Annotated in this window: 28 protein-coding genes; 11 read left to right on the forward strand and 17 right to left on the reverse strand. The window is 62.2% G+C overall.

From position 1 onward, the window contains the following. Positions 1-77 precede the first annotated feature (77 nt). On the forward strand, positions 78-722 hold the full coding sequence (gene nth / locus CXR43_RS02920; protein ID WP_103332517.1) for an endonuclease III: 645 nt from the start codon (positions 78-80) through the stop codon (positions 720-722). Next, on the forward strand, positions 719-1,702 hold the full coding sequence (locus tag CXR43_RS02925) for an adenosine kinase (RefSeq protein ID WP_103332518.1): 984 nt from the start codon (positions 719-721) through the stop codon (positions 1,700-1,702). The genes nth and CXR43_RS02925 overlap by 4 nt, the downstream gene beginning before the upstream one ends. Here the strand turns inward: CXR43_RS02925 and CXR43_RS02930 are convergent. Together CXR43_RS02930 and CXR43_RS02935 are read right to left on the reverse strand one after the other, a co-directional pair. After that, positions 1,635-2,402, reverse strand: coding sequence for a hypothetical protein (locus tag CXR43_RS02930; RefSeq protein WP_103332792.1), 768 nt, complete (start codon positions 2,400-2,402; stop codon positions 1,635-1,637). The genes CXR43_RS02925 and CXR43_RS02930 overlap by 68 nt on opposite strands. A 75-nt stretch (positions 2,403-2,477) precedes the next feature. Then, the gene (locus tag CXR43_RS02935; RefSeq protein WP_103332519.1) at positions 2,478-3,296 is read right to left on the reverse strand and encodes a sulfotransferase family protein; all 819 of its coding nucleotides are present in this window, start codon (positions 3,294-3,296) and stop codon (positions 2,478-2,480) included. Positions 3,297-3,437: 141 nt separating this feature from the next. Between CXR43_RS02935 and CXR43_RS02940 the strand changes: the two genes are divergently transcribed. Beyond that, positions 3,438-5,015, forward strand: coding sequence for a DUF5928 domain-containing protein (locus tag CXR43_RS02940; protein ID WP_103332520.1), 1,578 nt, complete (start codon positions 3,438-3,440; stop codon positions 5,013-5,015). Between the two features lie 21 nt (positions 5,016-5,036). Further along, on the forward strand, positions 5,037-5,408 hold the full coding sequence (locus CXR43_RS02945; RefSeq protein ID WP_103332521.1) for an HIT domain-containing protein: 372 nt from the start codon (positions 5,037-5,039) through the stop codon (positions 5,406-5,408). A gap of 80 nt (positions 5,409-5,488) precedes the next feature. Here the strand turns inward: CXR43_RS02945 and polA are convergent, their stop codons facing one another. Beyond that, positions 5,489-8,299 (reverse strand): DNA polymerase I, encoded by a 2,811-nt coding sequence (polA, locus tag CXR43_RS02950; RefSeq protein ID WP_103332522.1) that lies wholly within the window; start codon positions 8,297-8,299, stop codon positions 5,489-5,491. 338 nt (positions 8,300-8,637) lie between these two features. Between polA and CXR43_RS02955 the strand changes: the two genes are divergently transcribed. After that, entirely contained in the window at positions 8,638-9,114 is a 477-nt protein-coding gene (locus tag CXR43_RS02955) for a GNAT family N-acetyltransferase (RefSeq protein ID WP_103332523.1), read from the forward strand. Between the two features lie 9 nt (positions 9,115-9,123). Here the strand turns inward: CXR43_RS02955 and CXR43_RS02960 are convergent, their stop codons facing one another. The 3 genes from CXR43_RS02960 to CXR43_RS02970 form a co-directional block, all read right to left on the reverse strand. Beyond that, complete coding sequence (locus tag CXR43_RS02960; RefSeq protein ID WP_103332524.1) at positions 9,124-9,309, reverse strand: zinc-finger domain-containing protein; 186 nt, start codon at positions 9,307-9,309, stop codon at positions 9,124-9,126. 320 nt (positions 9,310-9,629) lie between these two features. Further along, on the reverse strand, positions 9,630-10,406 hold the full coding sequence (locus CXR43_RS02965; protein ID WP_103332525.1) for a hydroxypyruvate isomerase family protein: 777 nt from the start codon (positions 10,404-10,406) through the stop codon (positions 9,630-9,632). Next, on the reverse strand, positions 10,407-11,021 hold the full coding sequence (locus CXR43_RS02970; protein WP_246831257.1) for a DUF1285 domain-containing protein: 615 nt from the start codon (positions 11,019-11,021) through the stop codon (positions 10,407-10,409). A gap of 470 nt (positions 11,022-11,491) precedes the next feature. On the opposite strand from CXR43_RS02970, the gene CXR43_RS02975 reads away from it, so the two are divergent. From CXR43_RS02975 to CXR43_RS02990, 4 genes are read left to right on the forward strand one after another with little or no spacing between them, the layout of a single operon-like run. Next, complete coding sequence (locus CXR43_RS02975; protein WP_103332527.1) at positions 11,492-11,995, forward strand: type III secretion system chaperone family protein; 504 nt, start codon at positions 11,492-11,494, stop codon at positions 11,993-11,995. A gap of 27 nt (positions 11,996-12,022) precedes the next feature. Further along, positions 12,023-12,844: a pyrroline-5-carboxylate reductase gene (gene proC / locus CXR43_RS02980; RefSeq protein ID WP_103332528.1), complete on the forward strand. Its 822-nt coding sequence runs from the start codon at positions 12,023-12,025 to the stop codon at positions 12,842-12,844. Further along, positions 12,841-13,173 carry a tRNA-binding protein gene (locus tag CXR43_RS02985; protein ID WP_103332529.1) on the forward strand — a complete coding sequence of 111 codons (333 nt, stop codon included), beginning with the start codon at positions 12,841-12,843 and terminating at the stop codon, positions 13,171-13,173. Before proC ends, CXR43_RS02985 begins: the two co-directional genes overlap by 4 nt. Further along, complete coding sequence (locus tag CXR43_RS02990) at positions 13,173-14,120, forward strand: 2-hydroxyacid dehydrogenase (RefSeq protein ID WP_103332530.1); 948 nt, start codon at positions 13,173-13,175, stop codon at positions 14,118-14,120. Before CXR43_RS02985 ends, CXR43_RS02990 begins: the two co-directional genes overlap by 1 nt. Positions 14,121-14,266: 146 nt before the next feature. Here CXR43_RS02990 and CXR43_RS02995 read toward each other — a convergent pair whose 3' ends face one another. The 8 genes from CXR43_RS02995 to CXR43_RS03030 all read right to left on the reverse strand — a co-directional run bounded on the left by CXR43_RS02995 (position 14,267) and on the right by CXR43_RS03030 (position 21,885). After that, positions 14,267-16,453 carry a 3-hydroxyacyl-CoA dehydrogenase NAD-binding domain-containing protein gene (locus CXR43_RS02995; protein ID WP_103332531.1) on the reverse strand — a complete coding sequence of 729 codons (2,187 nt, stop codon included), beginning with the start codon at positions 16,451-16,453 and terminating at the stop codon, positions 14,267-14,269. Continuing rightward, positions 16,450-16,899 (reverse strand): hypothetical protein, encoded by a 450-nt coding sequence (locus tag CXR43_RS03000; RefSeq protein WP_103332532.1) that lies wholly within the window; start codon positions 16,897-16,899, stop codon positions 16,450-16,452. The genes CXR43_RS02995 and CXR43_RS03000 overlap by 4 nt, the downstream gene beginning before the upstream one ends. 3 nt (positions 16,900-16,902) lie before the next feature. After that, a complete protein-coding gene (locus CXR43_RS03005; protein ID WP_103332533.1) occupies positions 16,903-18,114 on the reverse strand; it encodes an acetyl-CoA C-acetyltransferase in 1,212 nt (403 codons plus the stop codon). A 12-nt stretch (positions 18,115-18,126) separates the two neighbouring features. Next, positions 18,127-18,786, reverse strand: a complete 660-nt coding sequence (locus tag CXR43_RS03010) for a glutathione S-transferase family protein (RefSeq protein ID WP_246831258.1) — start codon at positions 18,784-18,786, stop codon at positions 18,127-18,129. A gap of 87 nt (positions 18,787-18,873) precedes the next feature. Next, positions 18,874-19,086, reverse strand: coding sequence for a hypothetical protein (locus CXR43_RS03015; RefSeq protein WP_103332534.1), 213 nt, complete (start codon positions 19,084-19,086; stop codon positions 18,874-18,876). 85 nt (positions 19,087-19,171) lie between these two features. Then, the gene (locus tag CXR43_RS03020) at positions 19,172-20,947 is read right to left on the reverse strand and encodes an acyl-CoA dehydrogenase C-terminal domain-containing protein (RefSeq protein WP_103332535.1); all 1,776 of its coding nucleotides are present in this window, start codon (positions 20,945-20,947) and stop codon (positions 19,172-19,174) included. Between the two features lie 43 nt (positions 20,948-20,990). After that, complete coding sequence (locus CXR43_RS03025; RefSeq protein ID WP_103332794.1) at positions 20,991-21,383, reverse strand: MerR family transcriptional regulator; 393 nt, start codon at positions 21,381-21,383, stop codon at positions 20,991-20,993. A gap of 121 nt (positions 21,384-21,504) precedes the next feature. Then, positions 21,505-21,885, reverse strand: a complete 381-nt coding sequence (locus tag CXR43_RS03030; RefSeq protein WP_103332536.1) for a MerR family transcriptional regulator — start codon at positions 21,883-21,885, stop codon at positions 21,505-21,507. A 120-nt stretch (positions 21,886-22,005) separates the two neighbouring features. Between CXR43_RS03030 and CXR43_RS03035 the strand changes: the two genes are divergently transcribed. Together CXR43_RS03035 and CXR43_RS03040 are read left to right on the forward strand one after the other, a co-directional pair. Next, positions 22,006-22,443 carry a PaaI family thioesterase gene (locus tag CXR43_RS03035; protein WP_103332537.1) on the forward strand — a complete coding sequence of 146 codons (438 nt, stop codon included), beginning with the start codon at positions 22,006-22,008 and terminating at the stop codon, positions 22,441-22,443. Beyond that, positions 22,440-22,973, forward strand: coding sequence for a PaaI family thioesterase (locus CXR43_RS03040; RefSeq protein WP_103332538.1), 534 nt, complete (start codon positions 22,440-22,442; stop codon positions 22,971-22,973). Before CXR43_RS03035 ends, CXR43_RS03040 begins: the two co-directional genes overlap by 4 nt. On the opposite strand, the gene CXR43_RS03045 is transcribed toward CXR43_RS03040, so the two are convergent. The 3 genes from CXR43_RS03045 to CXR43_RS03055 form a co-directional block, all read right to left on the reverse strand. Further along, positions 22,963-23,721 carry a TIGR02186 family protein gene (locus tag CXR43_RS03045; protein WP_103332539.1) on the reverse strand — a complete coding sequence of 253 codons (759 nt, stop codon included), beginning with the start codon at positions 23,719-23,721 and terminating at the stop codon, positions 22,963-22,965. The two genes, CXR43_RS03040 and CXR43_RS03045, sit on opposite strands and share 11 nt — an antisense overlap. Then, positions 23,718-24,638, reverse strand: coding sequence for a sulfite exporter TauE/SafE family protein (locus tag CXR43_RS03050; protein WP_103332540.1), 921 nt, complete (start codon positions 24,636-24,638; stop codon positions 23,718-23,720). Before CXR43_RS03050 ends, CXR43_RS03045 begins: the two co-directional genes overlap by 4 nt. Positions 24,639-24,717: 79 nt before the next feature. Continuing rightward, a complete protein-coding gene (locus tag CXR43_RS03055) occupies positions 24,718-25,521 on the reverse strand; it encodes a purine-nucleoside phosphorylase (protein WP_103332541.1) in 804 nt (267 codons plus the stop codon). Positions 25,522-25,589: the final 68 nt, after the last annotated feature.

The raw sequence follows: 25,589 nt of genomic DNA on the forward strand, positions 1-25,589 counted from the left end.
CCGGGCTGCGGCTTTGCGACCCGTTTCCTGCGGCTTTGTGCGCTTGCGGGGCCGGGCGATCTGTGGTGCAAAAGCCCATGGTCAGACAGCTTGATTACCACGCGATGCGCGCGATCTTCACCCGGTTCCAGTCAGCGGAACCGGAGCCGAAGGGCGAGTTGGAGCATGTGAACGCCTATACGCTGGTGGTGGCGGTGGCCTTGTCGGCGCAGGCGACCGATGTGGGGGTGAACCGGGCCACGCGCGGCCTGTTCGCGGTGGCCGACACACCGGCCAAGATGCTGGCCCTGGGCGAGGACCGGGTGATCGAGCATATCAAGACCATCGGCCTCTATCGCAACAAGGCCCGCAATGTCATCAAGTTGAGCCAGATTCTGGTGGACCAGTATGGCGGCGAGGTGCCATCAAGCCGGGCGGCGCTGCAATCCCTGCCGGGCGTCGGGCGCAAGACGGCGAATGTGGTGCTGAACATGTGGTTTCATCAACCGGCTCAGGCGGTGGATACGCATATCTTCCGCGTCGGCAACCGCTCGGGCATCTGCCCCGGGCGTGATGTCGATGTGGTCGAACGCGCCATCGAAGACAATGTGCCGGCCGAATTCCAGCACCATGCGCATCACTGGCTTATTCTGCATGGCCGCTATATCTGCGTGGCGCGCAAACCCAAATGCGGTATCTGCCCGATCCGGGACTGGTGCCTTTACGAGGAAAAGACGGAATGAAAACCTATCAGGTCGTAGGGATCGGAAACGCCATCGTCGATGTGTTTACCCAATCGGATGACAGCTTTCTGGAACTGATGGGCATTGAAAAAGGCATCATGCAGCTGGTGGAGCGCGAGCGCGGCGAATTGCTCTATGCCGCGATGAAGGACCGCAAGCAGGCCCCCGGCGGGTCTGTTGCCAATACGCTGGCGGGCCTGGGCAATCTGGGGCTGAGCACCGGGTTCATCGGGCGGGTGCATGATGATGCGCTGGGGCGGTTCTATGCCCGATCGATGGAGGAGAATGGCACCAGTTTTGTGAATGCCCCGGTGCCGGGCGGCGAATTGCCAACCTCGCGCTCGATGATCTTTGTCTCGCCCGATGGCGAGCGGTCGATGAACACCTATCTGGGCATCTCGTCCGACCTGGGGCCAGAGGATGTGGCCGATGATGTGGCCGGGCAGGCGGAGATCCTGTTTCTGGAAGGCTATCTTTATGACAAGCCCAAGGGCAAGCAGGCCTTTGAGCGGGCGGCGCAGCTGTGCCGGGCCAAGGGCGGCAAGGCGGGGATCGCCTTGTCAGACCCGTTCTGCGTGGATCGGCACCGCGACGGCTTTCGCCAGCTGGTCAAGGATCTGGATTACGTGATCGGCAACCAACATGAATGGGAATCGCTCTATCAGACCGACCTGAGCACGGCGCTGGAACAGGCGGCGCAGGAGTCGGGTCTGGTCGTCTGCACCCGGTCTGGCCACGATGTCATTCTGGTGCAGGGCGATGAAAAGGCGGTCGTTCCTGTCAAGCGGATCGTGCCGGTCGATGCCACCGGCGCGGGCGATCAATTCGCGGCAGGCTTCATCTATGGCATGGCGACCGGGCAAAGCCTTGCGACATCGGGCCGCATGGGCTGTGTCGCGGCGGCCGAAGTGATCAGCCATTTTGGTGCACGGCCAGAGGCGGATCTGAAAGCCCTGTTCCGGCGGGAAGGGCTGATCTGACGCCTGCCGCCTGCAGCCACAGCGCATCCAGCCGGTCGATTTCGGCCGGATCAAAACGGTCCTCTTCCTTCCAGTATTTGCCGGAGGGGACAGTGTAATCAAGCTCCGCCTCGCGCTGCAGGGCGGCTTCGGTCAGGGCAGGATCAAAGTCCTGTGGCACCTGTGCGTGCAGGGCATGCGGCACGGCACGTGGAAAGATCAGGCGGCTTTCGGGCGCGTCGGACAGGTTCACCGCCGCACAGCCCGCTTGCGCCGCCAGCAGCAGGAAGCGTGCCGATTTCGCCTCCAATGATCGCAGGCTGATATCGGTCCGCAGGGGGTCGGCGGTGCCGGTGCCGTAGAAATGCGTGTTCCCGGTGGTGGGATAGACCATATCGCAGCCGACAAAGCCGATCACCTGCGGTCGAAGCGCCGTCAGCGCCCAGTAGCCAGCAGTAAACGCCATGGTGCCCCCGGCATAGACAAACCCCCCTTGGGCGTTCTGCAAGGGCACGTAATCGGCAGAGGTCACGATGCTCTGGCCGGGGTTCAGCATCGCCGGCCGGCGGTCGGCCGGGAAATCATCAGGATGGATCAGCACATCCCAATCCGGCCGTACCTGCCAGGCGTTGTTGATCACAACCAGTGTCGCATCCCGCTTGGGCCAGGCCCGCGCCGCAAGCACACCGGGGCCCGATCCCATGATGATCACTGTCTGCATCTGGCACCCCATATCCTGCTGAGCGGGGAGTTAGAGCACAGTTTCCACAAAGCCATGACATGTCACAGGAAAAGGTCACTCTCCCAGCTTGGCATGCACCTCATCCAGATCAATCTGCCCGGTGGGCAGCTTGTTGGCCGGATTGTCGAAGTCATATCTGAACAGCTGGAAATCGCGCTTGTAGATTTCCCAGACCAGATGGCGCGACAGATCGTCGAAGTAGTCTTCAACCGGATGCGCGCGTTTTGGCCCGTGGCCCTCGCTTTCGTTGAAGCGGGGGATCTGCTTCAGATCGACCGGATGACGGTGGCTGGTATTGTCCAGCACCACCTGCATGCCGTCATTGAACATCTCGGTAAAGAAGATGTGGTCATAGCGCCCGCCGTTGACGATGAAGGTCGAGATATGGCCCGACATCGCCGACCAGTGGATGTCAGGCTCCATCGGTTTGCGCCAGCGGATGGTGTCGCGCGCGAACAACAGAAAGCGGCGGAAGCTCTTGATCTGGTCGAAGTCGAAATCCGTCTCCGGGCTGCCCACATCGATCCCGTATTTCTGCGCCAGTTGCGGCACCAGATTGCCGCGATAGCGTTTGCCATTGCGCTGGATGCCGCAGATCTTGTCAAAGAAGGACGACAGGATGCGCTGATAGGGGTTGCGCACGCAGGTGAAGGCATAGGAGTCATGCGCCTTTACATTGCGCTCGATCAGCGGCTGGCTGTCTTCCTGGGCCCATTTGTGCAGGCCGGTTTTCGAGTCGTGAATGTCGCCCTCGAAAAACCGGCCATGGTCAGAAAAATACATGATCTGGCCGATGGTCGAACAGGCGCATTTGGGCACCACGCGGTACACCATGCTTTCGCTTTCCGTCATCCAGGTGCCGGGGAACCCCATAACCAACTGCTCCATTTCCGCCGGGCTTGGCCGCCCGCTGCGTTCTTCGGTGCAGAGTCGCAAATAAACGCTGTCGTTTCAACGTGTGTTAAAGCTATCTAGGGAAACAGTACGCCAGCCGCCTTGGGGACTCTTCTTCGTATGGCAAGAATAGCCTATATCCTGCTGACCCATAAGGACCCTGATGGCATTATCGCGCAGGCCGAACGGTTGACGGCGGGTGGCGATTTTGTGGCCATCCATTTTGACGCGAATGCGCCCTTGCAGGATTTTGACCGGATTCAGCGCGCGCTTGCCTCCAACACCTCGGTCGTGTTCGCCGCACGCCGTGTCCGCTGTGGCTGGGGAGAGTGGAGCCTGGTCGAGGCAACGTTGCTTGCGCTGCGGGCGGCGGTAGAGGCCTTTCCGCGAGCCACCCATTTTTACATGCTGTCGGGCGACTGCATGCCGATCAAATCAGCCGATTACGCCCATGCCTTTCTGGACCGCGATGAGGTGGATTACATCGAAAGTGTCGATTTCTTCAGCTCGGACTGGATCAAGACCGGCCCGCGCGAAGAGCGGCTGATCTATCGCCACTATTTCAACGAGCGGACGCACAAGGACTGGTTCTATCGGTCGATCAACCTGCAACGTAAACTGGGGCTGACGCGCAAGGTGCCTGCCGATCTTCAGATGCAGATCGGCTCGCAATGGTGGTGCCTGCGCCGCCGCACGATCGAACAGGTGCTGCACCTGTGCGACCGCCGCCGCGATGTGATGCGGTTCTTCCGCACGACCTGGATTCCGGATGAGACGTTTTTTCAGACCTTGGTGCGCCATCTGGTGCCCGATCACGAAATCCGCTGCCGGTCGCTGACCTTTCTGATGTTCACCGATTACGGCATGCCGGTGACATTCTACAACGATCACTATGACATGCTGCTGAGCCAGGATTACATCTTTGCCCGCAAGATCAGTGCGCAGGCCAAGGATCTCAAGGCCCGTCTGGGCAAGCTCTACACCACGAAAAACGTACAGTTCCAGATCTCGGATGAAGGGCGCAGCCTGTTCCGCTTCCTGACCGGGCGGGGACGGATCGGCCGCCGCTTTGCGCCACGGTTCTGGGAGCGCGAAAGCACGGTCGGGCGCGAACGGCAGCTGATGATGGTGACCTGCAAGAAATGGCATGTCGCCAAACGTCTGGTGGATCGGGTGCGGCAGGTCACCAACATGGCGGCGGTGGACTATCTGTTCAACGAGGACAGCACGCCCTTGCCCGATCTGGGCGGCATCCAGAGCACGCTGGAAAAACGCACCCGCCACCGCCGCGCGCTGGTGCGGATGCTGTTCGATTATTGGGAAACCGATAAGCTTGTGCTGTGCATCGACCCGGCGAATGTCGATCTGATGCAGGATTTCTACAATGACAAGGCAACCGTGCGCCTGCTGGAAATCGACTGCGACTTTACCGATGACTATCTGATCGGGCATGCGCGGCGCGTCGGTCTTGCCGGCGACCGCACCCCGCAGGAAACCATAAACCGGCTGCTGCCGACAATCCGCTACGATGTGAAGTTCGAATCCGACCGGCTGCGCGATGCCGGCTTCAAGGGCTTTCATCGCATCCGGCAGTCCGCGAGCGTCGATGAAAACACGACGCCGCTGGCCGCGTTTCTTGATGTTCCGATAGACCAGGCGCGCGAGATTGCGGCCAGTGACTATCTGTTTGTTGACTGAACCCCTGGGTGGACCTGACCGATGACCAAAGCCTATGATCCGAACAATATCTTTGCCCGTATCCTGCGCGGTGAAATTCCCAACAAGACCGTGCTGGAAACCGCGCATTCCCTGGCCTTCCACGACATTTCACCCCAGGCACCCGTCCATGTGCTGGTGATCCCGAAAGGGGCCTATGTGGATTTCGCCGAATTTGCGGCCAGGGCACCAGCAGAAGAGCTGGTCGATTTCCACCGTGCCTGCGCGCAGGTCTGCGACATGCTGGGCCTGACCGGGCCCGAGGGCTACCGCGCGATCACCAACGCAGGCAGCCATGGCATGCAGGAAGTGCCGCATTACCACCTGCATATTCTGGGGGGCCGGGTTCTGGGCCGTCTGGTCTCGCCCGACTGATCTGATGGCGCGGCTGCGCCGCACGCTTTTATCTCGTCGCGCGCGTGCCGCGCGTCTCCTCGGCGCTGCGCGGCCTTGGGTCAGTGGGCGGCTGCCCAGTTGGGGCCTTGCCCCGATTCCACCGTCAGCGGCACCTTGAGGGTCAGCACCGGGTGATGCGCATTTTCCATGATTGCCTTGGCGATCTGCGTCAGTTCGGCCGCGGCATCTTCGGCCACGTCGAACAGCAATTCGTCATGCACCTGCAGCAGCATCTTGGCATCAAGGTGACGGATGGCCTCCGGCATGCGGATCATGGCGCGGCGGATGACGTCGGCGGCGGTGCCCTGAATGGGTGCGTTGATGGCGGCGCGTTTGGCGAAACCGGCGGTGGGGCCTTTGGCATTGATGTCGGGCGTGTGGATTTTGCGACCAAACAGGGTCTGCACATAGCCCTTGGCCTGCGCCGATTTGACCGTTTCGGACATGTATTCCTTGATGCCGGGAAACCGCTCAAAATAGCGGTCGATGAACCCTTGGGCCTCGGCCCGCGGAATCCGCAGGTTGCGGGCCAGGCCAAAGCCGGAAATGCCATAGATCACGCCGAAGTTGATCGCCTTGGCCCGGCGGCGGATCTCGGGCGTCATCTGGTCCAGCGGCACGCTGAACATTTCCGATGCGGTCAGCGCATGGATGTCGATGCCCTCCTTGAACGCCTGTTGCAGCGCGGGGATGTCAGCGACATGGGCAAGGATGCGCAGCTCGATCTGGCTGTAGTCAAGCGAGACCAGCACCCGCCCCTTGGGCGCAACAAAGGCCTCGCGGATGCGGCGGCCTTCTTCGGTGCGTACGGGTATGTTCTGCAGGTTTGGATCGGTCGAGGACAGCCGCCCGGTAACCGCTCCCACAAGCGAATAGGACGTGTGAACACGCCCGGTGTCCGGGTTGATATGGTCTTGCAGCGCATCGGTATAGGTGGATTTCAGCTTTGACAGCTGCCGCCAGTCCAGCACGCGGGCGGCCAGTTGCGCCCCCTTCGGATGGGTGTCTTCCAGCGTCGTCAGGTCTTCGAGCACATCGGCCCCGGTGGCATAGGCCCCGGTCTTGCCCTTGGTGCCGCCCGGCAGGCCAAGGCGATCAAACAGCACCTCGCCCAACTGCTTGGGAGAGCCGACGTTGAACGCATCCCCCGCAAGGGTCTGGATCTCATCCTCCAGCCCGGCCATTTTCTGGGCAAAGGCGTTGGACATGCGCGACAGCGTATCGCGGTCCACCTGAATGCCGTGCATCTCCATCCGCGCCAGCACCGGCACCAGCGGGAGTTCCAGCGTCTCGTAGACCGTGGTCACGCCCACGCGATGCAGGTTGGGGCGGAACGCCTGCCACAGGCGCAGGGTGACATCGGCATCTTCGGCGGCGTATTTCACCGCATCGTCGATCGCCACCCGGTCAAAGGTGATCTGCGCCTTGCCCGAGCCCAGCAGCGGCTTGATCGGAATGGGCGTATGGCCAAGATAGGTTTCCGACAAGATGTCCATGCCATGATTGTGCAGGCCGGCATACATGGCCGAAGACATCAGCATGGTGTCTTCCACCGGGGCGACGGTCACGCCAAGGCGGGCAAAGATCTTCCAGTCATATTTCATGTTCTGTGCGATCTTGAGGATCGCCGGATCTTCGAGCACGGGTTTCAGCACCGCCAGCACCTCCTCCAGCGCCAGCTGCCCCGGCACCAGATCGGTGGAGCCAAACAGATCGCCGCCCCCCTGCTTGTGGCCGATGGGGATATAGCAGGCCCGGCCCGGATCGACGCAGAGCGAGATGCCCACCAGATCGGCCCGCATCTCGTCCAGGCTGGTGGTTTCGGTATCCACCGCGACATGGCCGATATCCCGGATGTGATCGGCCCAGGCCTGCAAGGCGGGCAGATCGCTCACGCGCTCATAGGCGCTGTGGTCAAAGGGCAGGCGCTCGGGGGCGGTTTGCGGTTCGGCAGTTTCCGGGGCGGGAGCGGGGGCTTCGACCTGCAGCCGTTCGGACACGCGGCGGGTCAGCGTGCGAAATTCCATCTCCTGCAGGAAGGTCAGCAGCTTTTCGGCCTCGGGTTGGCGCACGGCCAGATCGGTCAGGCTGAAGTCCAGCGGCACCTGCGCATCCAGCGACACAAGGCGCTTGGAAATGCGGATCAGGTCGGCATTCTCGATCAGCGCCTCGCGGCGCTTGGGCTGCTTGATCTCGGCCGCGCGGTCCAGCAGGGTTTCCAGATCGCCATATTCATTGATCAGCAGGGCGGCGGTTTTCAGCCCGATCCCCGGCGCACCCGGGACGTTATCAACCGAGTCCCCGGCCAAGGCCTGCACATCGACCACGCGTTCCGGCCCCACGCCGAATTTCTCGATCACCTCATCCCGGTCAATGGTCTTGTCCTTCATCGGGTCGCGCATCCGCACGCCGTTGCCGACCAGTTGCATCAGATCCTTGTCGGAGGAAATGATGGTACAGGCCCCGCCCGCCTCTACCGCCTGCCGGGCCAGCGTGGCGATGATGTCATCGGCCTCAAACCCGTCAATCTCGATACAAGACACGTTGAAGGCGCGGGTGGCGGCGCGGGTCAGCGGAAATTGCGGGCGCAGGTCTTCGGGCAACTCAGGGCGGTTGGCCTTGTAGGCGGGGTAGATCTCATTGCGGAAGGTGATCGACGAATAGTCAAAGATCACCGCGATATGGGTCGGTTCCTCGCGGCCCGATTTCGTCAGTTCGCCCCAGAGAATGTTGCAAAATCCCGCGACGGCACCGACGGGCAGGCCATCGGACTTCCGCGTCAGCGGTGGCAGGGCATGGTAGGCGCGGAAGATATAGGCCGAACCGTCGATCAGATGCAGATGGTGCCCTTTGCCGAACTCTTCGCCCATTGCCACTCTCCCGTCATGCGATTTCGGGTTAGTCTTGCCATGTTCCGGGCTGCCCTGCCACCCTTCGCGCCGCAGATTGTACAGGCACCCCGAAAAGGGGCCCGCAGGAGGCACAAGGGCCGTCTTGACTGGGCCGGCTTGACAGGGGCGGCAAAGCGCGGCACGGTTTGCGCCATGCTGCACCTGATCGCCCCCAACGCTTCGGCGTCGTTTTATTGGACCTGCGCCATATAGGCGGCAGGGCAGTTTCGTTTGAAACCCCCATCAGCCGCCCGCAAGGGTCAGGCCGATGGAAATGGTTCCCCCTCGCGGGCCCTTCGCGAGAGAGAGACCAGACCGTGATTCCGAACCATCCCCCCATCGACATCCGCCCGCTTGGCCTGGCGCATCTGCCCGAGGTGCACCGCATGCTGATCGACCTTGCCGCCCATCATGGCGATGTGGCCACAATCACCCCCGCCAGGCTGCGCGCATTGGTGCTGGATACGCCCGAGGTGCGCGGGCTGGTTGCCTTTCCGGCGGACCGTCCGTCCCGTCTTCCGGTTGGCTATGCGCTGCTGACGCGGCGCACCGACCTGATCACCGGGCGGTCGGGCTATGACATCGCGCATCTGTTCGTGCAGGACGTGTTTCGGGGCCATGGCATCGGGCGGGCGCTGATTGCGGCGGCGCGGACTCTGGCACTGTCAGAGAATTGTAGCCGGCTGACACTCAGCACACATCCGGGCAATCCCGGGGCGGCGGCAGCCTACCAAGCGATGGGGCTGACGCAGCGGCCTGCGCCGGGCCCGTCCTTTGCCGTGGCTTTGGGATAAGCGTCGCGGTCAGTGATCGCCGTGAGCATGATCGCGGTCGATCACATACCGCTTGTCGCAATAACCGCATTCGACAAAACCGGTACCTTGCGGGATCGTCAGCCAGACGCGGGGATGGCCCAAAGCGCCCTCGCCGCCATCACAGGCGACCTTCCAGGTGGTGACGATCTGGGTTTCTGGCGCGTCGGTGGGCATGGCTGGAATCCTATGGTGTGCTGTGCGCGCATCATACGGAAAACCGGCGGGCGGGCAAGGGTGGCGCAGGGTTGTCCAAGGCAAGCCTGTCATAACCTGTCCGCCCCGGCCCTCCCTCTCCGCGCCCCGAAGCTGGCCTTTGGCCCTATCTGCAAGACCGCACAAGCAGCCCTACCTGTGCCATACGTTTGCCATACCTGAACCAGACGCGCACCAGACCCAAAAAACCGCTCTCCTTGCGGCCGGAATGCGCTCTGCGAGCGCTCAGGCTGGGCACGGGGGGCATCCCCCAGAAGGGCCGCCGTAATGGCGGCCCGCAGTCAGTCGCCAATCGGGCGGTGGCGGGATTTCAGCGCCTGCAGCCACATCAGCCCATGCACGGTGGCCCGGCTGGGGCGGTATTCCCCCGCCACCCAGACGTCGGCAGCCGATGCATCCAGATCGGCACACAGGGCCGGCAGATCAAAGCCGCCCCCGCCCGGCTCGTTGCGCGCTGGAAACCCGGCAATCTGCACATGGCTGACGCGGTGACGGTGCGTGGTCCAGACCGTTGTGGCATTGCCGTGTATGCGCGCTGCATGCCAGAGATCGAATTGCAGCCCGATCTGGCGGGTGTTGAGATCCTCCAGAATCCGGGCGGCCTGATCGAAGTCATTCAGGAAATAGCCAGGCATATCGTCCGGATTGATCGGCTCGACCGTCAGGGCAAGGTCAGGGGCCTGCTGCACGGCCCAGAGAAGGTTCTCACGGTAGACCTGTTCAGCCTGCGGTCCCTTGGCAACCCCCGCCATAACGTGCAGCCGATCTGCGCCCAACCGGCTGGCAAGCGACGCCGCGCGCAGAAATCCGTCGCGGAAGGTGGCTTCCATGCCCGGCACCGCCGCAAAGCCCCTGTCCCCCGCCGGCCAATTGCCCGGTGGCGTGTTCATCAATGCCAGCGGCAGGCCGGACAGGGCCTTTTCCCAGTCCGACTCGGCGTGGTCATAGGGGAACAGCACTTCAGCCCCGTCGAAGCCGGCCTGAGCGGCCAGTTCCGGTCGGTGCAGGCTGGGCACCTCGGTGAACAGCATGGTCAGATTGGCAGCAAATCGGGGCATTCAGGGCAGGTCAGCCGATGGGATCATGGGAAAGAAAACATCCGCAGACCAAACGCCGAACCAGGGTGTGCCGTCAACATCTTCCTGCATGCCAAGGTCCACAAGCCGGTAGAATGTCTTGCGGTCGATCAGCGCCTCCATCCCGCCGCGGATAAGGAGGTAAGGGGCAGGTTCCCCGGTTTCGGCATTCTGCGCGACCCGGATCGCATGGTCCGGCCCGGCCATCACCACGTCTTCGGTGCTTGTGGTAAAGGTCAGTCGTTGGCCAGGCCCCGTGCCCTCTTGCGCAAAATCCACCACCAGAAACGGCGCATCATCGACTTGGATTCCAAGCTTTTCGACAGGCGTGACAAGGTAGTACCGATCCCCCTCACGTTTCAGGATCGACGAAAACAGCCTCACCAGCGGCGCGCGGCCAATCGGGGTGCCGTCATGAAACCAGGTGCCGTCGCGCGCAATGCGGATGTCGATCTCCCCACAATAGGGCGGGTTCCACAGATGCACGGGCGGCGGCCCCTTTTTCGGCAGGGCGGCCAGCGATGCGCCAATTCCCTTGGCCGGGATGCGCGCATCAGGGGAGCGCGGGGGTCTCTGATCGGGCGGCATGACAGGCATGGCCTTTCTTGGTACTGGCAACACTCAAGGCGGGTGTTGATCCCCCTATGTAAGACTGCCCCCCGGATTTGACCACTGTCCTGCCGGATCGTGCAGCCCCTTTGGCTGACAAGACCGCGTGACAGTGCAAGACGTCGCGGCCGATGGCTGCGCCTGGCAGGTCTTGACGGCACGGCGACAAGCGGCGAAAGGCGGCCACGTGGCAGGATCCGCGCGTCATGCGCCCCCTTTGCCCTGCCGCAAGCCGCCGACTGCGCAGGTTTGGTGATTGGTCTGAAGGCGCGGTTCGACGACGCGCCACACACATTCGCAGTTGTCCACAGAAGATTTGGTTAGAAAACACTTTACAGGGTTTCGCTTCTGCAACACCATATCTAGTATAGGCTTTGTCGGGCTTACGCAGAGCCTTGCCAGACACCCTGCATTTCGTGGCTGACGCCCCACGAAAGGCATCATCAAGAGGCCGGGCAATGTCACTATCAGAAGATTTCCTGTCACACGACGATATGCACCCGATCGACATCGTCGAAACCCTGGCCGAGCACCACGCCTGGGAGTTTGACCGGGTGACCGATGACCAGATCGCCATGGCGGTCGAAGGGCAGTGGCGGACCTATTCGCTGACCCTTGCCTGGTCGGCACAGGATGAAACCCTGCGGCTGATCTGCACCTTCGAGATGGAGCCGCCGGAAGGCAAACTGCCGGGTCTGCTGGATGTGCTCAACCGCTGCAATGACATGGTCTGGACCGGTGCCTTCACCTATTGGGCCGAGCAAAAGCTGATGGTCTGGCGCTATGGACTGGTGCTTGCGGGCGGTCAGGTGGCGGGGCCAGAGCAGATCGACCGGCTGATTTCCAGCGCGGTGATGGCGGCAGAGCGCTTTTATCCGGCCTTCCAACTGGTGGGCTGGGGCGATAAATCTCCGGCCGATGCGATGAAGGTTGCCATTGCCGAGGCCTATGGTCGCGCCTAACCTTGCCCCATCAAGACGGGGAATGTGATGAATCTGGATACCATTAACCAAAGGGGCCTGGTGCTTCTGGGCTGCGGCAAGATGGGGTCGGCCATGCTGGAGGGCTGGCTGGCGCAGGGGCTTCGGCCAGAGGCGACGTGGGTGATCGACCCGCATCCGTCGGATCGGCTCAAGAGCCTTGCCGCGCAGGGGCTGGTGTTGAATGACGGCATGCCCGCAGCACCGGCTGTGGTATTGATCGCGGTCAAACCGCAGATGATGGGCGCGGCGCTGCCACAGATCGCGGGCTCTGGTGGCAGCGAGACGCTGATCGTGACCGTCGCCGCCGGCACCACGATTGCCACCTATGAGGCTGCGTTTGGCCAAAGGACCCGTATCATACGTGCGATGCCCAACACGCCGGCTGCCGTGGGGCGCGGGATCACCGCGATTATTGGCAACGGGGCCGCCACTGCCGCTGACCTCGACCTTGCCGAACTGCTTTTGTCGGCCGTGGGGCAGGTGGTGCGGCTGACCGACGAAGACCAGATGGATGCCGTGACTGCCGTTTCCGGCTCTGGCCCGGCCTATGTGTTCCACCTGATCGAGGCCCTGGCCGCGGCGGGCGAGGCCGAGGGTCTGCCAGCGGAGGTGTCGATGCAACTGGCGCGTGCCACGGTGACCGGGGCAGGGGAATTGGCCCACCGTGCGCCCGAAAGTGCGGAACAGCTGCGCATCAACGTCACCTCGCCCGGCGGCACCACGGCTGCCGCGCTGTCGGTTCTGATGGCGCCAGAGACCGGCTTTCCCGCGCTGTTGCGCCGCGCGGTCAAGGCCGCTGCCGACCGCGGCAGGGAGCTTGGCAAATGATCACCTATGATGATTTTCAGAAGGTCGATATCCGCGTGGGCGTGATCACCCGTGCCGAACCCTTCCCCGAGGCGCGCAAGCCCGCAATCAAGCTTTGGGTGGATTTCGGCGGCGACATTGGCGAAAAGCGGTCAAGCGCGCAGCTGACCCGGCATTACACGCCCGAAGGGCTGATCGGGCGGCAGGTGGTGGCGGTGGTCAATTTTCCACCGCGCCAGATTGGCAAGGTGATGTCCGAAGTGCTGGTGCTGGGCGTACCGGATGAAACGGGTGAAGTGGTGTTGCTGACGCCCGATCAGGTTGTGCCCTTGGGCGGAAGGATGTTCTGATGAAACTGCTGATCACACGACCCCTGCCGGATGAGGTGCTGGATGCCGCCCGCGCGCGTTTTGACGTGACAGTCCGCGACAGCACGCTCCCCCTTGCCGGGGAGGAGTTGCGCGCCAGTCTGCGCGACTATGACCTGATCCTGCCCACACTGGGGGACCGCTATCAGCCGGATGTGTTTGCCGATGTGCCGGAACCCCGCGCGCGGATGCTGGCCAATTTTGGTGTGGGGTACAACCATATCGACGTTGCCGCGGCACGCGCTGCCGGGCTGGTGGTTTCCAACACACCGGGAGCGGTCACCGATGCGACTGCCGATATCGCGCTGACCCTGATGTTGATGACGGCCCGGCGCGCGGGCGAGGGGGAGCGGATGGTGCGCGCGGGCCGCTGGGAAGGCTGGCACCCGACGCAGATGCTGGGGATGCATGTCTCGGGCAAACGCATCGGCATCATCGGGATGGGCCGCATCGGCAAGGCGATTGCGCGCCGCGCTCAGGCCGGGTTCGGGATGGAAGTGGTGTTTTACAACCGCTCGCCCGTGGCCGATGCCGGTGTCCCCGCGCGCCAGGTCGATCTGACCGAGGTGATGGCTGCCGATGTGGTGGTGCTGGCGGTGCCTGGGGGGAAGGAGACCCACCACCTGATCAACGCCGCAACACTGGCGCATATGCAGCCGCACGCCATTCTGGTCAACATCAGCCGGGGAGATGTGGTGGATGAGGCCGCCCTTGCCGCTGCGCTGATTGCGGGCAAACTCGCCGGCGCAGGGTTGGATGTCTATGAATTCGAGCCGCAGATCAATCCGGCCCTGATGGCGCTGGAAAATGTGACCCTGCTGCCGCATCTGGGCACCGCCGCGCTGGAGGTCCGCAGCAATATGGGGATGATGGCGGTCGACAACCTGATTGCCTTTGCCGAAGGACGTGCGCTGCCCAATCCGGTGTGATCGCACGCGTTATTCGACTTTCTCTCTCGCGCCGGTTGCCCGTGCAGGACGCTGCGCGGCGAGCATTTGAGAAAGCCGCAAGATCGGGGCGGACAGATTGTGCCGCCCCGCAGCTGGCGGGGCGGCACGTTTGGGCATGGTGCCGGTCAGGCCGCCTTGCGCGCGGTCTTGCCATAAAAGGTGGTGCCTGACGCCGCCATATCGCGCAGGAGTGCCGGTGCGGCGAAGCGTGCGCCTTCGCTGGCGGTCAGCGCGTCGCAGATCTCGACAGCGCGGGCGGCTCCAATGATATCCAGCCAGCCGAACGGACCGCCGGACCACGGCGCGAAGCCCCAGCCAAGGATTGCGCCAACATCGCCTTCGCGGATATCCGTCAGCACGCCGTCTTCCAGGGCGCGGACAGCTTCCAGCACCTGCGCCATCAAAAGGCGGTGCTGCACATGGCTCAGGTCGGGCTGCGTATCTGCCACCGGATACTGGCCTGCCAGACCTTCCCACAGCCCGCCGCGTTTTCCGGCCTCGTCATAGCTGTAGAACCCGGCATTGGCCTTTTTGCCCATCCGGCCCTGATCGGCCATCCAGAACAGCACCTCATCCACCGCACCATCGGGATAGGCGTCGCCCATGGCCAGTTTGGTGGCCTTGGCGATCTTTACCCCAAGGTCAATCGACGTTTCATCCACCAGTTGCAGCGGCCCAAGTGGCATGCCGACCAGCTTGGCGGCATTCTCGATCAGCGCCGGTTCTACCCCTTCGGCCACCATACGGATGCCTTCGTTGATGTAGGGAATGATGCAGCGGTTGGCATAGAAGAACCGGGCATCATTGACCACGATGGGTGTCTTGCGGATCTGGCGGGCGAAATCCAGCGCCTTGGCCACCGCCACATCGCCGGTTTCCCTGCCCCGGATGATCTCTACCAGCATCATCTTGTCGACCGGCGAGAAGAAGTGGATGCCGATGAACTGCTCTGGCCGCTTTGACGCCTTGGCAAGATCAGAGATGGGCAGGGTTGAGGTATTGGTGGCAAAGACGCAGTCCGCGCCGACGACAGCCTCGACCTTTGCCGTCACATCGGCCTTGACCTTCATATCCTCGAACACCGCCTCGACGATCAGGTCACATCCCGACAGCGCCGCATAGTCGGTGGTGGCAGAGATCCGGGCCAGCACATCGGCCTTTTTCTCGGCCGTAACCTTGCGCCGCGCGATGCCCTTGTCGAGAATGGCTTCGGAATAGGCCTTGCCGCGATCCGCCGCATCCTGCGCTGCGTCGATCAGCACCACCTCGATGCCGGCATTGGCGCTGACATAGGCGATGCCCGCCCCCATCATGCCCGCACCGATGATACCGACCTTTTTCACGGTCTGATCCGGTGCTTCGGGCCGGTTGGCCCCTTTTTCCAGCGCTTCCTTGTTGATGAACAGGCTGCGGATCATCGCCGAAGAGGACGGGTTCATCAAAACAGAGGTGAAATGGCGCGCTTCGATTTTCAGCGCCGTGTCGAAGGGGACCATCGCGCCTTCGTAGACGGCACTCAGCAGCGCCTTGGCGGCGGGATAGACCCCCATCGTCTTGCCATGCACCATGGCCGAGGCCCCGACAAAGGTCATGAAACCTGCGGGGTGATAGGGGGTGCCGCCGGGCATTTTGTACCCCTTGGCATCCCATGGCTTGACCAGATCGGCCTCTTTCGCGGCCAGCACCCAGTCTTTGGCGCGGGTGAGCAGATCTTCGGGGGCCACCACTTCGTCGATCAACCCGCCGGATTTTGCACCCTTCGGGTCAGACAACTTGCCCTCCAGCAGATAGGGTGCGGCCATCATCGCCCCCATTTTGCGCACCAGCCGGGTGGTGCCGCCTGCGCCGGGGAAAATGCCGACCATGATCTCGGGCAGGCCGATCTTGGCGCGTGGATTGTCCGCTGCGATGATGCGGTGGCAGGCCAGCGGCACTTCCAGCCCGATGCCAAGGGCTGTGCCGGGCAGGGCGGCAACGATGGGCTTGCCGCCTTTGAGCGTTTTCGGGTCCATTCCGGCCCGCTCGATCTTGCGCAGGATGGCGTGCATGTCCATGACGCCGGTGAAGATGCCTTCCGCTCCGCCGTCATCACGCATTTTCGCAATGACGTTCAGATCCATCCCGCCGGCAAAGTCTTTCTTGCCAGAGGTGATGATTACCCCCTTGACGGCTGCATCGGCAAGGGCGGTATCGATATGCGCGTTCAGCTCGGCAAAGCCCGCCAGGGACATAACGTTCATCGACTTTCCCGGGACATCCCAGGTGATGGTGGCGACACCGTCCGCATCTACAAGATAGGTGAAATCGGTCATTCTTCCGGTCCTTTCCGAAGGTCGGGTTTTGCCTGGCTGGCGATCAGCAACGGCCAGCTGGATTTGGCAATGGCGTTGGTTATGGAAACCGCGCGCCAGCGGCCATCGACCCGGCGCAAGGTGATCTGCGAGGAAAACGGGTCGAACACCCGTGTTCCGCCTGCGATGATATGGCTGACATAGCGCCCGCTGATCAGATCGGGATCAAGCTGGTCGGCGCTGTCCACCAAGCGGATATAGTCAGTCACCCGCTGTGACCGCAGCATGTCACAAAAGCTGTTGAACCCATCTTCAAGCTCTTGCTCGGTGTCGAGTGTGATGCTGACGGTATGGGTCAACAAAAGGAATGGCACCACCACCCCGGCCCGGTAGGCCGCAAAGTCACCGGCCAGAACGGCAGTGCTCATGTCGTCCAGAAAGGTCTGGAGGATGGTGGCCGCTGACATCGCCTAGACCCGTTCGATAATGGTGGCGGCACCCATGCCAGAGGCAATGCACAATGTGGCAAGCCCCACGCTCTTGCCGGTCCGCTCCAGTTCGTCCAGCAGGGTGCCGATGATGATGGCACCCGTTGCCCCCAGAGGATGGCCCATGGCGATGGACCCGCCGTTCGGGTTCACTGTCGCGGGGTCCACGTCAAAGGCCTGCATGAAGCGCAGGACAACACTGGCAAAGGCCTCGTTCACTTCGAACAGATCAATGTCGCCAATGGTCATACCCGCATCGCGCAGGATCTTTTCGGTCACCGGCACCGGGCCGGTGAGCATGATTGTGGGATCGGTGCCGATTTTTGCCGTAGCCCGGATGCGGGCGCGCGGTGTCAGCCCATGGGCTTTGCCGAATGCGGCATTGCCGATCAGAACCGCTGCCGCCCCGTCCACGATGCCCGAAGAGTTCCCCGCGTGGTGGATATGGTTGATCCGCTCCAGATGCGGGTATTTCATCATGGCGATCTTGTCGAAACCGGGCATCACCTCGCCCATGTCCTTGAAGGCGGGCTTGAGCGCGCCAAGCGCCTGCATGTCGGTGCCGGGGCGCATGTATTCATCGGTGGACAGGATCGGCAGGCCGTTCTGGTCGCGGATGGTGACAACCGATTTCGCAAAGCGGTTGTCCTTCCAGGCCTCGGCTGCGCGCCGCTGCGACTCCATTGCAAGCGCATCGGCCATGTCACGGGTGAAGCCGTATTCGGTGGCGATGATGTCGGCGGAAATGCCCTGTGGCACGAAATAGCTCTTCATCGCCAGCGATGGATCGACGGCAATGGCCGCGCCGTCACTGCCCATGGCCACGCGGCCCATCATCTCGACCCCGCCGGCGATATAGGCCTGGCCAGCCCCCCCCCTGATCTGGTTGGCGGCAAGATTAACCGCTTCCATGCCGCTTGCGCAAAAGCGGTTGATGGCAAGGCCGGGGATGCTTTCATCAAGGTCCGACAACAACACGGCAGAACGTGCAAGACAGCCGCCCTGTTCGGCGACCTGGGTGACATTGCCCCAGATCACATCCTCGACCGCATGACCTTCCAGCCCGTTGCGCTCTTTGACCGCGTTCAGGATCTTGGCCGATAGCGCGACGGAGGTCAGCTCGTGCAGGCTGCCGTCGGGGCGACCCTTGCCGCGCGGACTGCGAACGGCATCGTAGATAAAGGCGTCTGTCATGGTGTCCTCTCCTTATGCCCGATCCGACGGGTTGCCGGGCATCAATTCATAGGGATGTTTCCAGCCGGGCAGTGCCGCGATGCGGGTCAGCCAGGCGTCGATATGGGGCCAGTCCTTGCGGTCAAAGCCAAAGGGTTCGGGGTAAAAGAGATAGCCGCAGCAGGACAGGTCGGCGATGGTCACACTGTCCCCCACCATCCAGTCGCGCTGTGCAAGATGCGCGTTCAGAACGCCGTAAGCGGCCTTGAGCCGGCCCTGCAGGAAGGGCACCACGCCCTCTGGCCGTTTCTCGGCCGGAACAAAGTTCATCAAGAACCGCACCGTGCCGATCTGGGTGGACAGTTTGTGATTGTCCCACAAAATCCAGCGCAGCACCTCATTGCGGGCCGAAGGTGTGCTGCCGGTCAGTTGCCGGGTTTTTGATACGATGTGCAGCAAGATGGCACCCGACTGGCTCAGCACATTCTGCCCGTCAACCAGCACCGGCACTTCACCCATCTCGTTCACCTCGCGAAAGGCCTCGGTCCGGGTTTCGCCATTGAAAAAATCCACAAAGCGCGGCTTCCAGGGCGTCTGTGTCAGCGCAAGCGCCAAAGCGCATTTATAGGCATTGCCGCTTTCGCCAAAGCAATAGAGTTCCATTTCGCCCGTGGTCGGTTCTTCCATCATCATTGGCCCTCCCAGACCTGCCATTTTCATCGGGGGTGAACGCTCAGGCTTCGGTGAAATCTTGCAAAAGGCTGGCTCATCCAGCCCGGTTCAGTGCTTTCGGTCCTCGAGCTCCGAAGTGAACAGCCGCAGCCTGTGGGTCAGGTTTTCCTTGTGCGTCACGCTGTCAAAATGTTCGAACAGGAAGGACAGTGCCTCGCCTTCTTCCAGACCGGCCTCGGACGCAAACCGTTTCAGCCGGCGATATCCTTCTTCGGTCATGGCGACAGGAAAGCGTCGGGTCAGGCGAAAGCGTTTGGGCATCAGGTATCTCCGGCTTGGGGCGGGGAGAGGGTTTCGGATGAAAACCGTGCTCTCCCCGCCAAACTGCAGGTGTGTTTCGCGCAGTTTAGAAGGCCTCGGCGGGCAAGGCCATGACAGTCTCTGCCCCGCTTTCGATGCGCGCCAGATGCATGGCGCAGGCGGGCAACTGGCGGGCCATATAAAAGCGCCCGGTGGCGATCTTGGCCTCGAGATAATCACGGTCGGCATGACCGGCATCCAGCGCCTCATAGGCTGCTTTTGCCATCCGGGTCCACATCAGCCCCAGGCAGACATGGCCCATGAGGTGCATGAAATCATACGAGCCGGACAGCGCCGCATTCGGGTTTTTCATGCCACTTTGCATGAAGAACATGCCAGCTTGCTGCAACTGCTTGGAGGCGACCTTCAGCGGTTCGGCAAAGCCCGTCATCCTGTCGTCGCCGTCATGCGCCTTGCACTCTGCCTTCACCATCTCGAAGAATGCCATGACATGCTTGCCGCCGTCCTGCGCCAGTTTGCGGCCCACCAGATCCAGCGCCTGCACGCCATTGGCTCCTTCGTAGATCATGGCGATCCGGGCATCGCGGGCAAACTGGCTCATGCCCCATTCCTCGATATAGCCATGCCCGCCGAACACCTGCTGGGCCTGCACCGCCATGTCGAACCCCTTGTCGGTCTGGAACCCCTTGATCACCGGGATCATCAGGCTGACCAGCCCTTCGGCGGCAGCATCCCCTTGCCGCACCGAGCGGTCAATCAGATGTGCGGCCCAGAAGGTCAGGGCGCGGGCGCCTTCGACAAAGCTCTTCTGCTCCATCAGGTTGCGACGGATATCCGGATGCACGATCAGCGGATCAGCGGGACCGGACGGATTTTCCGCCCCCGTGACGGCGCGGCCCTGAAGACGGTCTTTCGCATAGGCCAAGGCATTCTGATAGGCGGCTTCGGCCTGGGCATAGCCCTGCAGACCCACACCCAGACGCGCCTCGTTCATCATGGTGAACATGGCACGCATGCCCTTGTGCAGGTCACCCAGCAGCCAGCCGCGGGCCCCGTCATAGTTCATGACGCAAGTGGCGTTGCCGTGAATGCCCATCTTTTCTTCGATCTTGCCGCAGGACAGGGAATTGCGCGCCCCAAGGCTGCCGTCTTCGTTCACCAGAACCTTCGGCACGATGAACAGCGAAATGCCCTTGCTGCCTTCACCCCCGCCGGGGGCCTTCGCCAGCACCAGGTGGATGATGTTTTCGGCCAGATCATGCTCGCCGGCCGAGATGAAGATCTTCTGGCCGGTGATCAGATAGCTGCCATCCTCCTGCGGCTCTGCCTTGGTGCGCATCAGGCCCAGATCGGTGCCGCAATGTGGTTCGGTCAGGTTCATGGTGCCGGTCCAGTCGCAGGACACCAGCTTTGGCAGATAGGTTGCCTTCTGGTCTTCGGTCCCATGGGTGTGGATCGCAGAATAGGCCCCGTGGGTCAGGCCCTGATACATGTTGAACGCCATATTGGCCGAGACGAAAATCTCACCCACTGCGGAGCCCATCAGATAAGGCAGGCCCTGACCGCCATATTCGGGGTCGCAATCGAGCGCGGTCCAGCCGCCGTCTTTCATCGCCTTGAACGCGGCATCAAATCCTTTGGGTGTGCGCACAACACCATTTTCCAACACACAGCCTTCACGGTCGCCGACTGCGTTCAGCGGGGCCAGCACGTCAGAGGCGACTTTTCCCGCCTCTTCCAGCACAGCAGCGGTGAAGCCTTCGTCCAGATCGCTGTAGCCGGGGGTGTCGGACCCTGTGACCTTCAGGACATTGTGCAGCAGGAATTGCATATCCTTGACGGGGGCGGTGTAGGTTGGCATCGGTGCTCTCTCCCTGAAACAGTCTTCGTTTTCGTCAGCGGCTTTATTCAGCCGCGCGACGCAGGCCGGCGATCATCGCGCCGCCCGCATCGAGTTCGGCCTTCAACTCGGCAATGGCCACATCCAGTTCGGCGCGCTGCGCCTCCATCTGCGCCAAGCGCGCTTGTGCCAGTTCATAGGTGCGTATGGTCTGGGCATGGTTGGACCCGTCACGATCATACAGGTCCAGAATCTGGCGGATGTCTTCCAGACTGAAGCCAAACCGCTTGCCGCGCAGGATCAGCGTGAGCCGGGCACGGTCGCGGCGGGTGAACATCCGGCGCGTGCCGTCGCGCTGCGGGAACAGCAGTTCCTTCGCCTCATAGAAGCGCAAGGTGCGGGGCGTGACATCAAAGGCGTCACACATCTGTCGGATGGTCATCAGGTCACTTGTCATCTGCATGCACTTTCGAACACAAAACATCTGATCTGCAGATGTGTGCTTTCGAGGGAGCATACTAGATTGCTTGACGTTAACGTAAATGTAACGTCACGTCAGAAATCAGACTGACGTGATGTCAGTCAAGCGCCGACAGATCCTCTACAGTGGTGGCACGCAGGGCGCGCAGATCGTCGATCGTGGCGTCCAGTTCCGCCTTTTGGCGTTCCAGTTCGGCCAGCTGACGATCTGCCAGACCCAAAAAGGTCTCATACTGCGGGCGGGTGCCTTGCTTGCTGTACATCAGCAGCCATTGGCGGATTTCTTCCAGACTGAAGCCAAACCGCCGCCCGCGCAGGATCAAGGTCATCCGCGCCAATTCGCGCGGACCGTAGAACCGCGCCCGCCCTTCCTTCTCTGGCGCGAGCAGTTCGATATACTCGTAATAGCGCAGCGTGCGTGGAGTAACGTCAAACCGTGCACACATGTCTTTGAAACTGAGCCGGCTGGTGTCGGTCATTGCGGTCCTCCGTCTGTCAAGACTATGCGCGGTTGAACCTGCGCGCAATGTCGGCAACAGCGAATAAGCGGCTTGCAGTGCCGCGTGAAGCGAGGATTATGGCCCGCAAAAGGAGCCTGCATGACCGACATCATCCAGATCGCCCGCCAATTCATTGAGGCCATTCCCCATGCCCGGGCTTTGGGAATGGAATTTGAAAGCCTTGGCGATGGCAAGGCTGTCATTTCCATGCCCTATGATCCGCGCTTTGTCGGCGATCCGGCGACTGGTGTCCTGCATGGCGGCGCGGTATCGGCGCTTATGGACACCGCCTCCGGGGCAGCGGTGATGTGTCACCCCACGGCACCCGTCTCGACCGCGACGCTGGATCTGCGGATCGACTATTTCCGCGCAGCCACACCGGGGCAGGCGATCACGGCGCGGGCAGAGTGCTATCATGTCACCCGCTCGGTGGCCTTTGTACGGGTGACTGCCAGCGATGACGATGACGCGAGGCCCGTTGCGGCGGCCACCGGGGCCTTTACGCTGGACCGGCCAAAGGGGGGAAATGCGCGATGACAGTGCAGCGCCCCGAGCCGGTTCAGGTGATCAAGCAGCGCCGGGACGCGGCCCTGCGCGGTCTGCTGTCTGGCGTGCCCTATATCGCCTATCTTGGCATTCAGTTCGATCGGCGCGGCGATGAGCTGACCGCCATCCTGCCCTTTGACGAAAAGCTGATCGGCAACCCGGCGCTGCCCGCCCTGCATGGCGGGGTGACGGCCGCCTTTCTGGAAGTGGCGGCGATCATCGAACTGGCCTGGGGTGGTCTGTGGGAAGAGATGGAGGCCGGGCGCATTGACCCTACCGCCGATATGGCCCCGGTCCGGCTGCCAAAGACGATTGATTTCACGGTCGACTATCTGCGCTCTGGCCTGCCACGCGATGCCTATGCGCGGGCGCGGATCAACCGGTCCGGCCGGCGCTATGCCAGCGTGCATGTCGAGGCGTGGCAGGACAATCGCGCCCGGCTGTTTGCGCAAGGAACCGGCCATTTCCTGATCCCGCAACCGCCAGACGGCACGCCGGAAAAGGGGCTGCCTAGCGCTTGATGAACCGGAACGCGGCAGAGGCCGCATAGCCCGCAACGACAGCAATCAACAGCGACAGCAGACCATAGATCAACGGCTGATCGCGTGACATGTTGAACAAAAACCGCTCCAGCCCCTCTTTGCGGACATTGATCTGCCGCTCGATCCTGTCCACGACCTGCCCGTCACGGGTCAGGAAGATGCGGACGCGGTACAGACCTTCGGTCAGGTTGGCAGGCAAGACCACGTCCGTGCGGAACAGCGTGGCTTCGGTGAACTGCACCGACCGTTCGCGCAGCCGGTACCGATCTTCCGCCTCGCGCACGCGGATCAGCGCTTCCAGAAACTCTGGTGCATTCTGTGCCTGTTGCGAAATGCCCACCGCGCGGATCGCCCGTGGAATGGTGATCTGATGGCGCAGATTTTCGGTCTCTGTCAGGATGTCGCGCAGATGGCCGGTGGTCGAAATCGCATAAAAAGACGGGGCACTGGCGATCTGCACCGCCTCGCGGTTGATCCAGATGCCCGCCGCGCGCTCTTTCTTGCGCACGGTCAGCGGACGCGACGGGCCTTCCACCGTGATGATGACATGCAAGGCACCTTCGGGCACCGGAGCCGTCCGCTTTACAGCACCGTAGATAAGGATCTCGGACCCGTCAAAATCCGCTGTGATCGACACGCGGTTCTGGCTGAGCCCCGCGACGATATCTTCGCTTGCGGCGAAGGCGGGCAGGCTTGTCAGCAGCCAGAGCAGTGCGGCGCGGATCATGGCAGCAACCCCGGTGTGATGGTGTAAAGCTCGGAGGGGCGAAGCAGCAGATCTGCGGCAATCTTGACGGCCACGCCCAACACCAACAGCGACAACAGAATACGCAGTTGCTCTGCCTTCAACCGTCCGCTGACCTGTGCGCCCACCTGCGCCCCGATGACACCGCCAAGAATAAGCAGCACCGCCAGCATCATATCCACCGTGTTGGCGGTGACGGCATGCATGACGGTGGTAAAGGCGGTGACGAATATGATCTGGAACAGCGACGTGCCGATCACGACCTTGGTCGGCATCCCCAGCAGATAGATCATGGCCGGCACCATGATGAACCCGCCGCCCACCCCCATGATCGCGGCCAGAAAGCCTACCAGCGCCCCGACGGCCAAGGGCGGCAGCACCGAAATGTACAGGCCAGAGGCCCGGAATTTCATCTTGAACGGCAGGCCATGAATCCAGTTGTGAGTATGCGCCCGACGGATTGGTGCGCCGGGGCGGTTTGCGCGTCGCAATGCGACCACCGATTCCCAGAACATGGTCAGACCGATCAGCCCCAGAAACAGCACATAGGAAAGCTGCACAAACAGATCGACCTGACCGGCGGCCGTCAGGCGCGAAAAGACCCAGACACCCAGTGCCGATCCGAAAAGCCCGCCCGCCAGCAGCACAAATCCCATCGGAAAGTCCACCGCCTTGCGCTTGACCTGCGCCAGAACGCCCGACACCGAGGACGCCACCACCTGATTGGCCCCTGTCGCCACCGCGATGGCCGGCGGGATGCCGATGAAGAACAACAAGGGCGTGATCAGGAAGCCGCCCCCCACGCCGAACAGGCCGGACAAAAAGCCCACGACGCTGCCAATGCCCAGAAGCACAAACAGGTTGACCGAAAGATCGGCAATGGGAAGAAAGATCTGCATGTCAGGCCCCGGCAGGGGAAAGGACGGTCAGTCCAAAGGCTTGCGCGCCTTTGGCCGCGAAGTCAAACGCCGATCCGCCTCATCGGAGTGTGGTCAGGAAATGCCGCAGGATGCGTTCCAGTTTTGCCGCACCCAACGGGGCCATGGCTTTGGTGTGCTCATGGCTGATCTGCTCGTCCGACATCCCGGCCGCCATATTGGTGATGGTGGAGATTGCGGCACAATGCAGACCAAGAAAACGAGCCAAGATGACCTCTGGCACGGTGGACATGCCAACCGCATCGGCCCCGAGGATCTTGAGCATCCGGATTTCAGCCGGGGTTTCAAAGGACGGGCCGGAATACCAGGCATAGACCCCATCCTTGATGTCGATCCCTTCGGCCAGTGCACTGGACCGCAGCGCCGCGCGCAGATCCGGGTCATGCGCTGTGGTCATCGGTACGAAACGGGCATCCGTCGCTTCGCCGATCAGCGGATTTAGCCCGTTGTAGTTGATGTGATCTGACAACAGCATCAGATCACCGGGTGGAATATCAGGGCGCATCGAGCCTGCGGCATTGGTCAGGATCAGGCTGTCTGCACCCAGATCGCGAAGCACCTCCAGCGCCAGCCGCATCGCCGCTGGATTGCCTTTTTCGTAGTAATGCTCGCGCGCACCGAACACCGCCACCCGTACGCCTTCCAGCGTGCCGATATGCAGGTTCGGGTTGTGGCCCGATACGGCGGCATGCGGGAAACCGGGGAGATCCGCATAGGGGATGGTCACGCCATCCACAGCATGCGCGAGGTGGCCAAGCCCGGAGCCGAGGATCAGACCAAGCCGCACCGGCGCATCGCCCGCACGCTCACGGATCAGGGCTGTGACTTCGGATCTGGTACTCATTCGCCTTGCCTTCCTGCTTGCTGATGCCCCAGGGGTGTGACCCCCCCCGGGGGGTTAGTTTCAGTCGC

The organism is Pseudotabrizicola formosa, from assembly GCF_002900965.1.
Taxonomy (GTDB): domain Bacteria; phylum Pseudomonadota; class Alphaproteobacteria; order Rhodobacterales; family Rhodobacteraceae; genus Pseudotabrizicola; species Pseudotabrizicola formosa.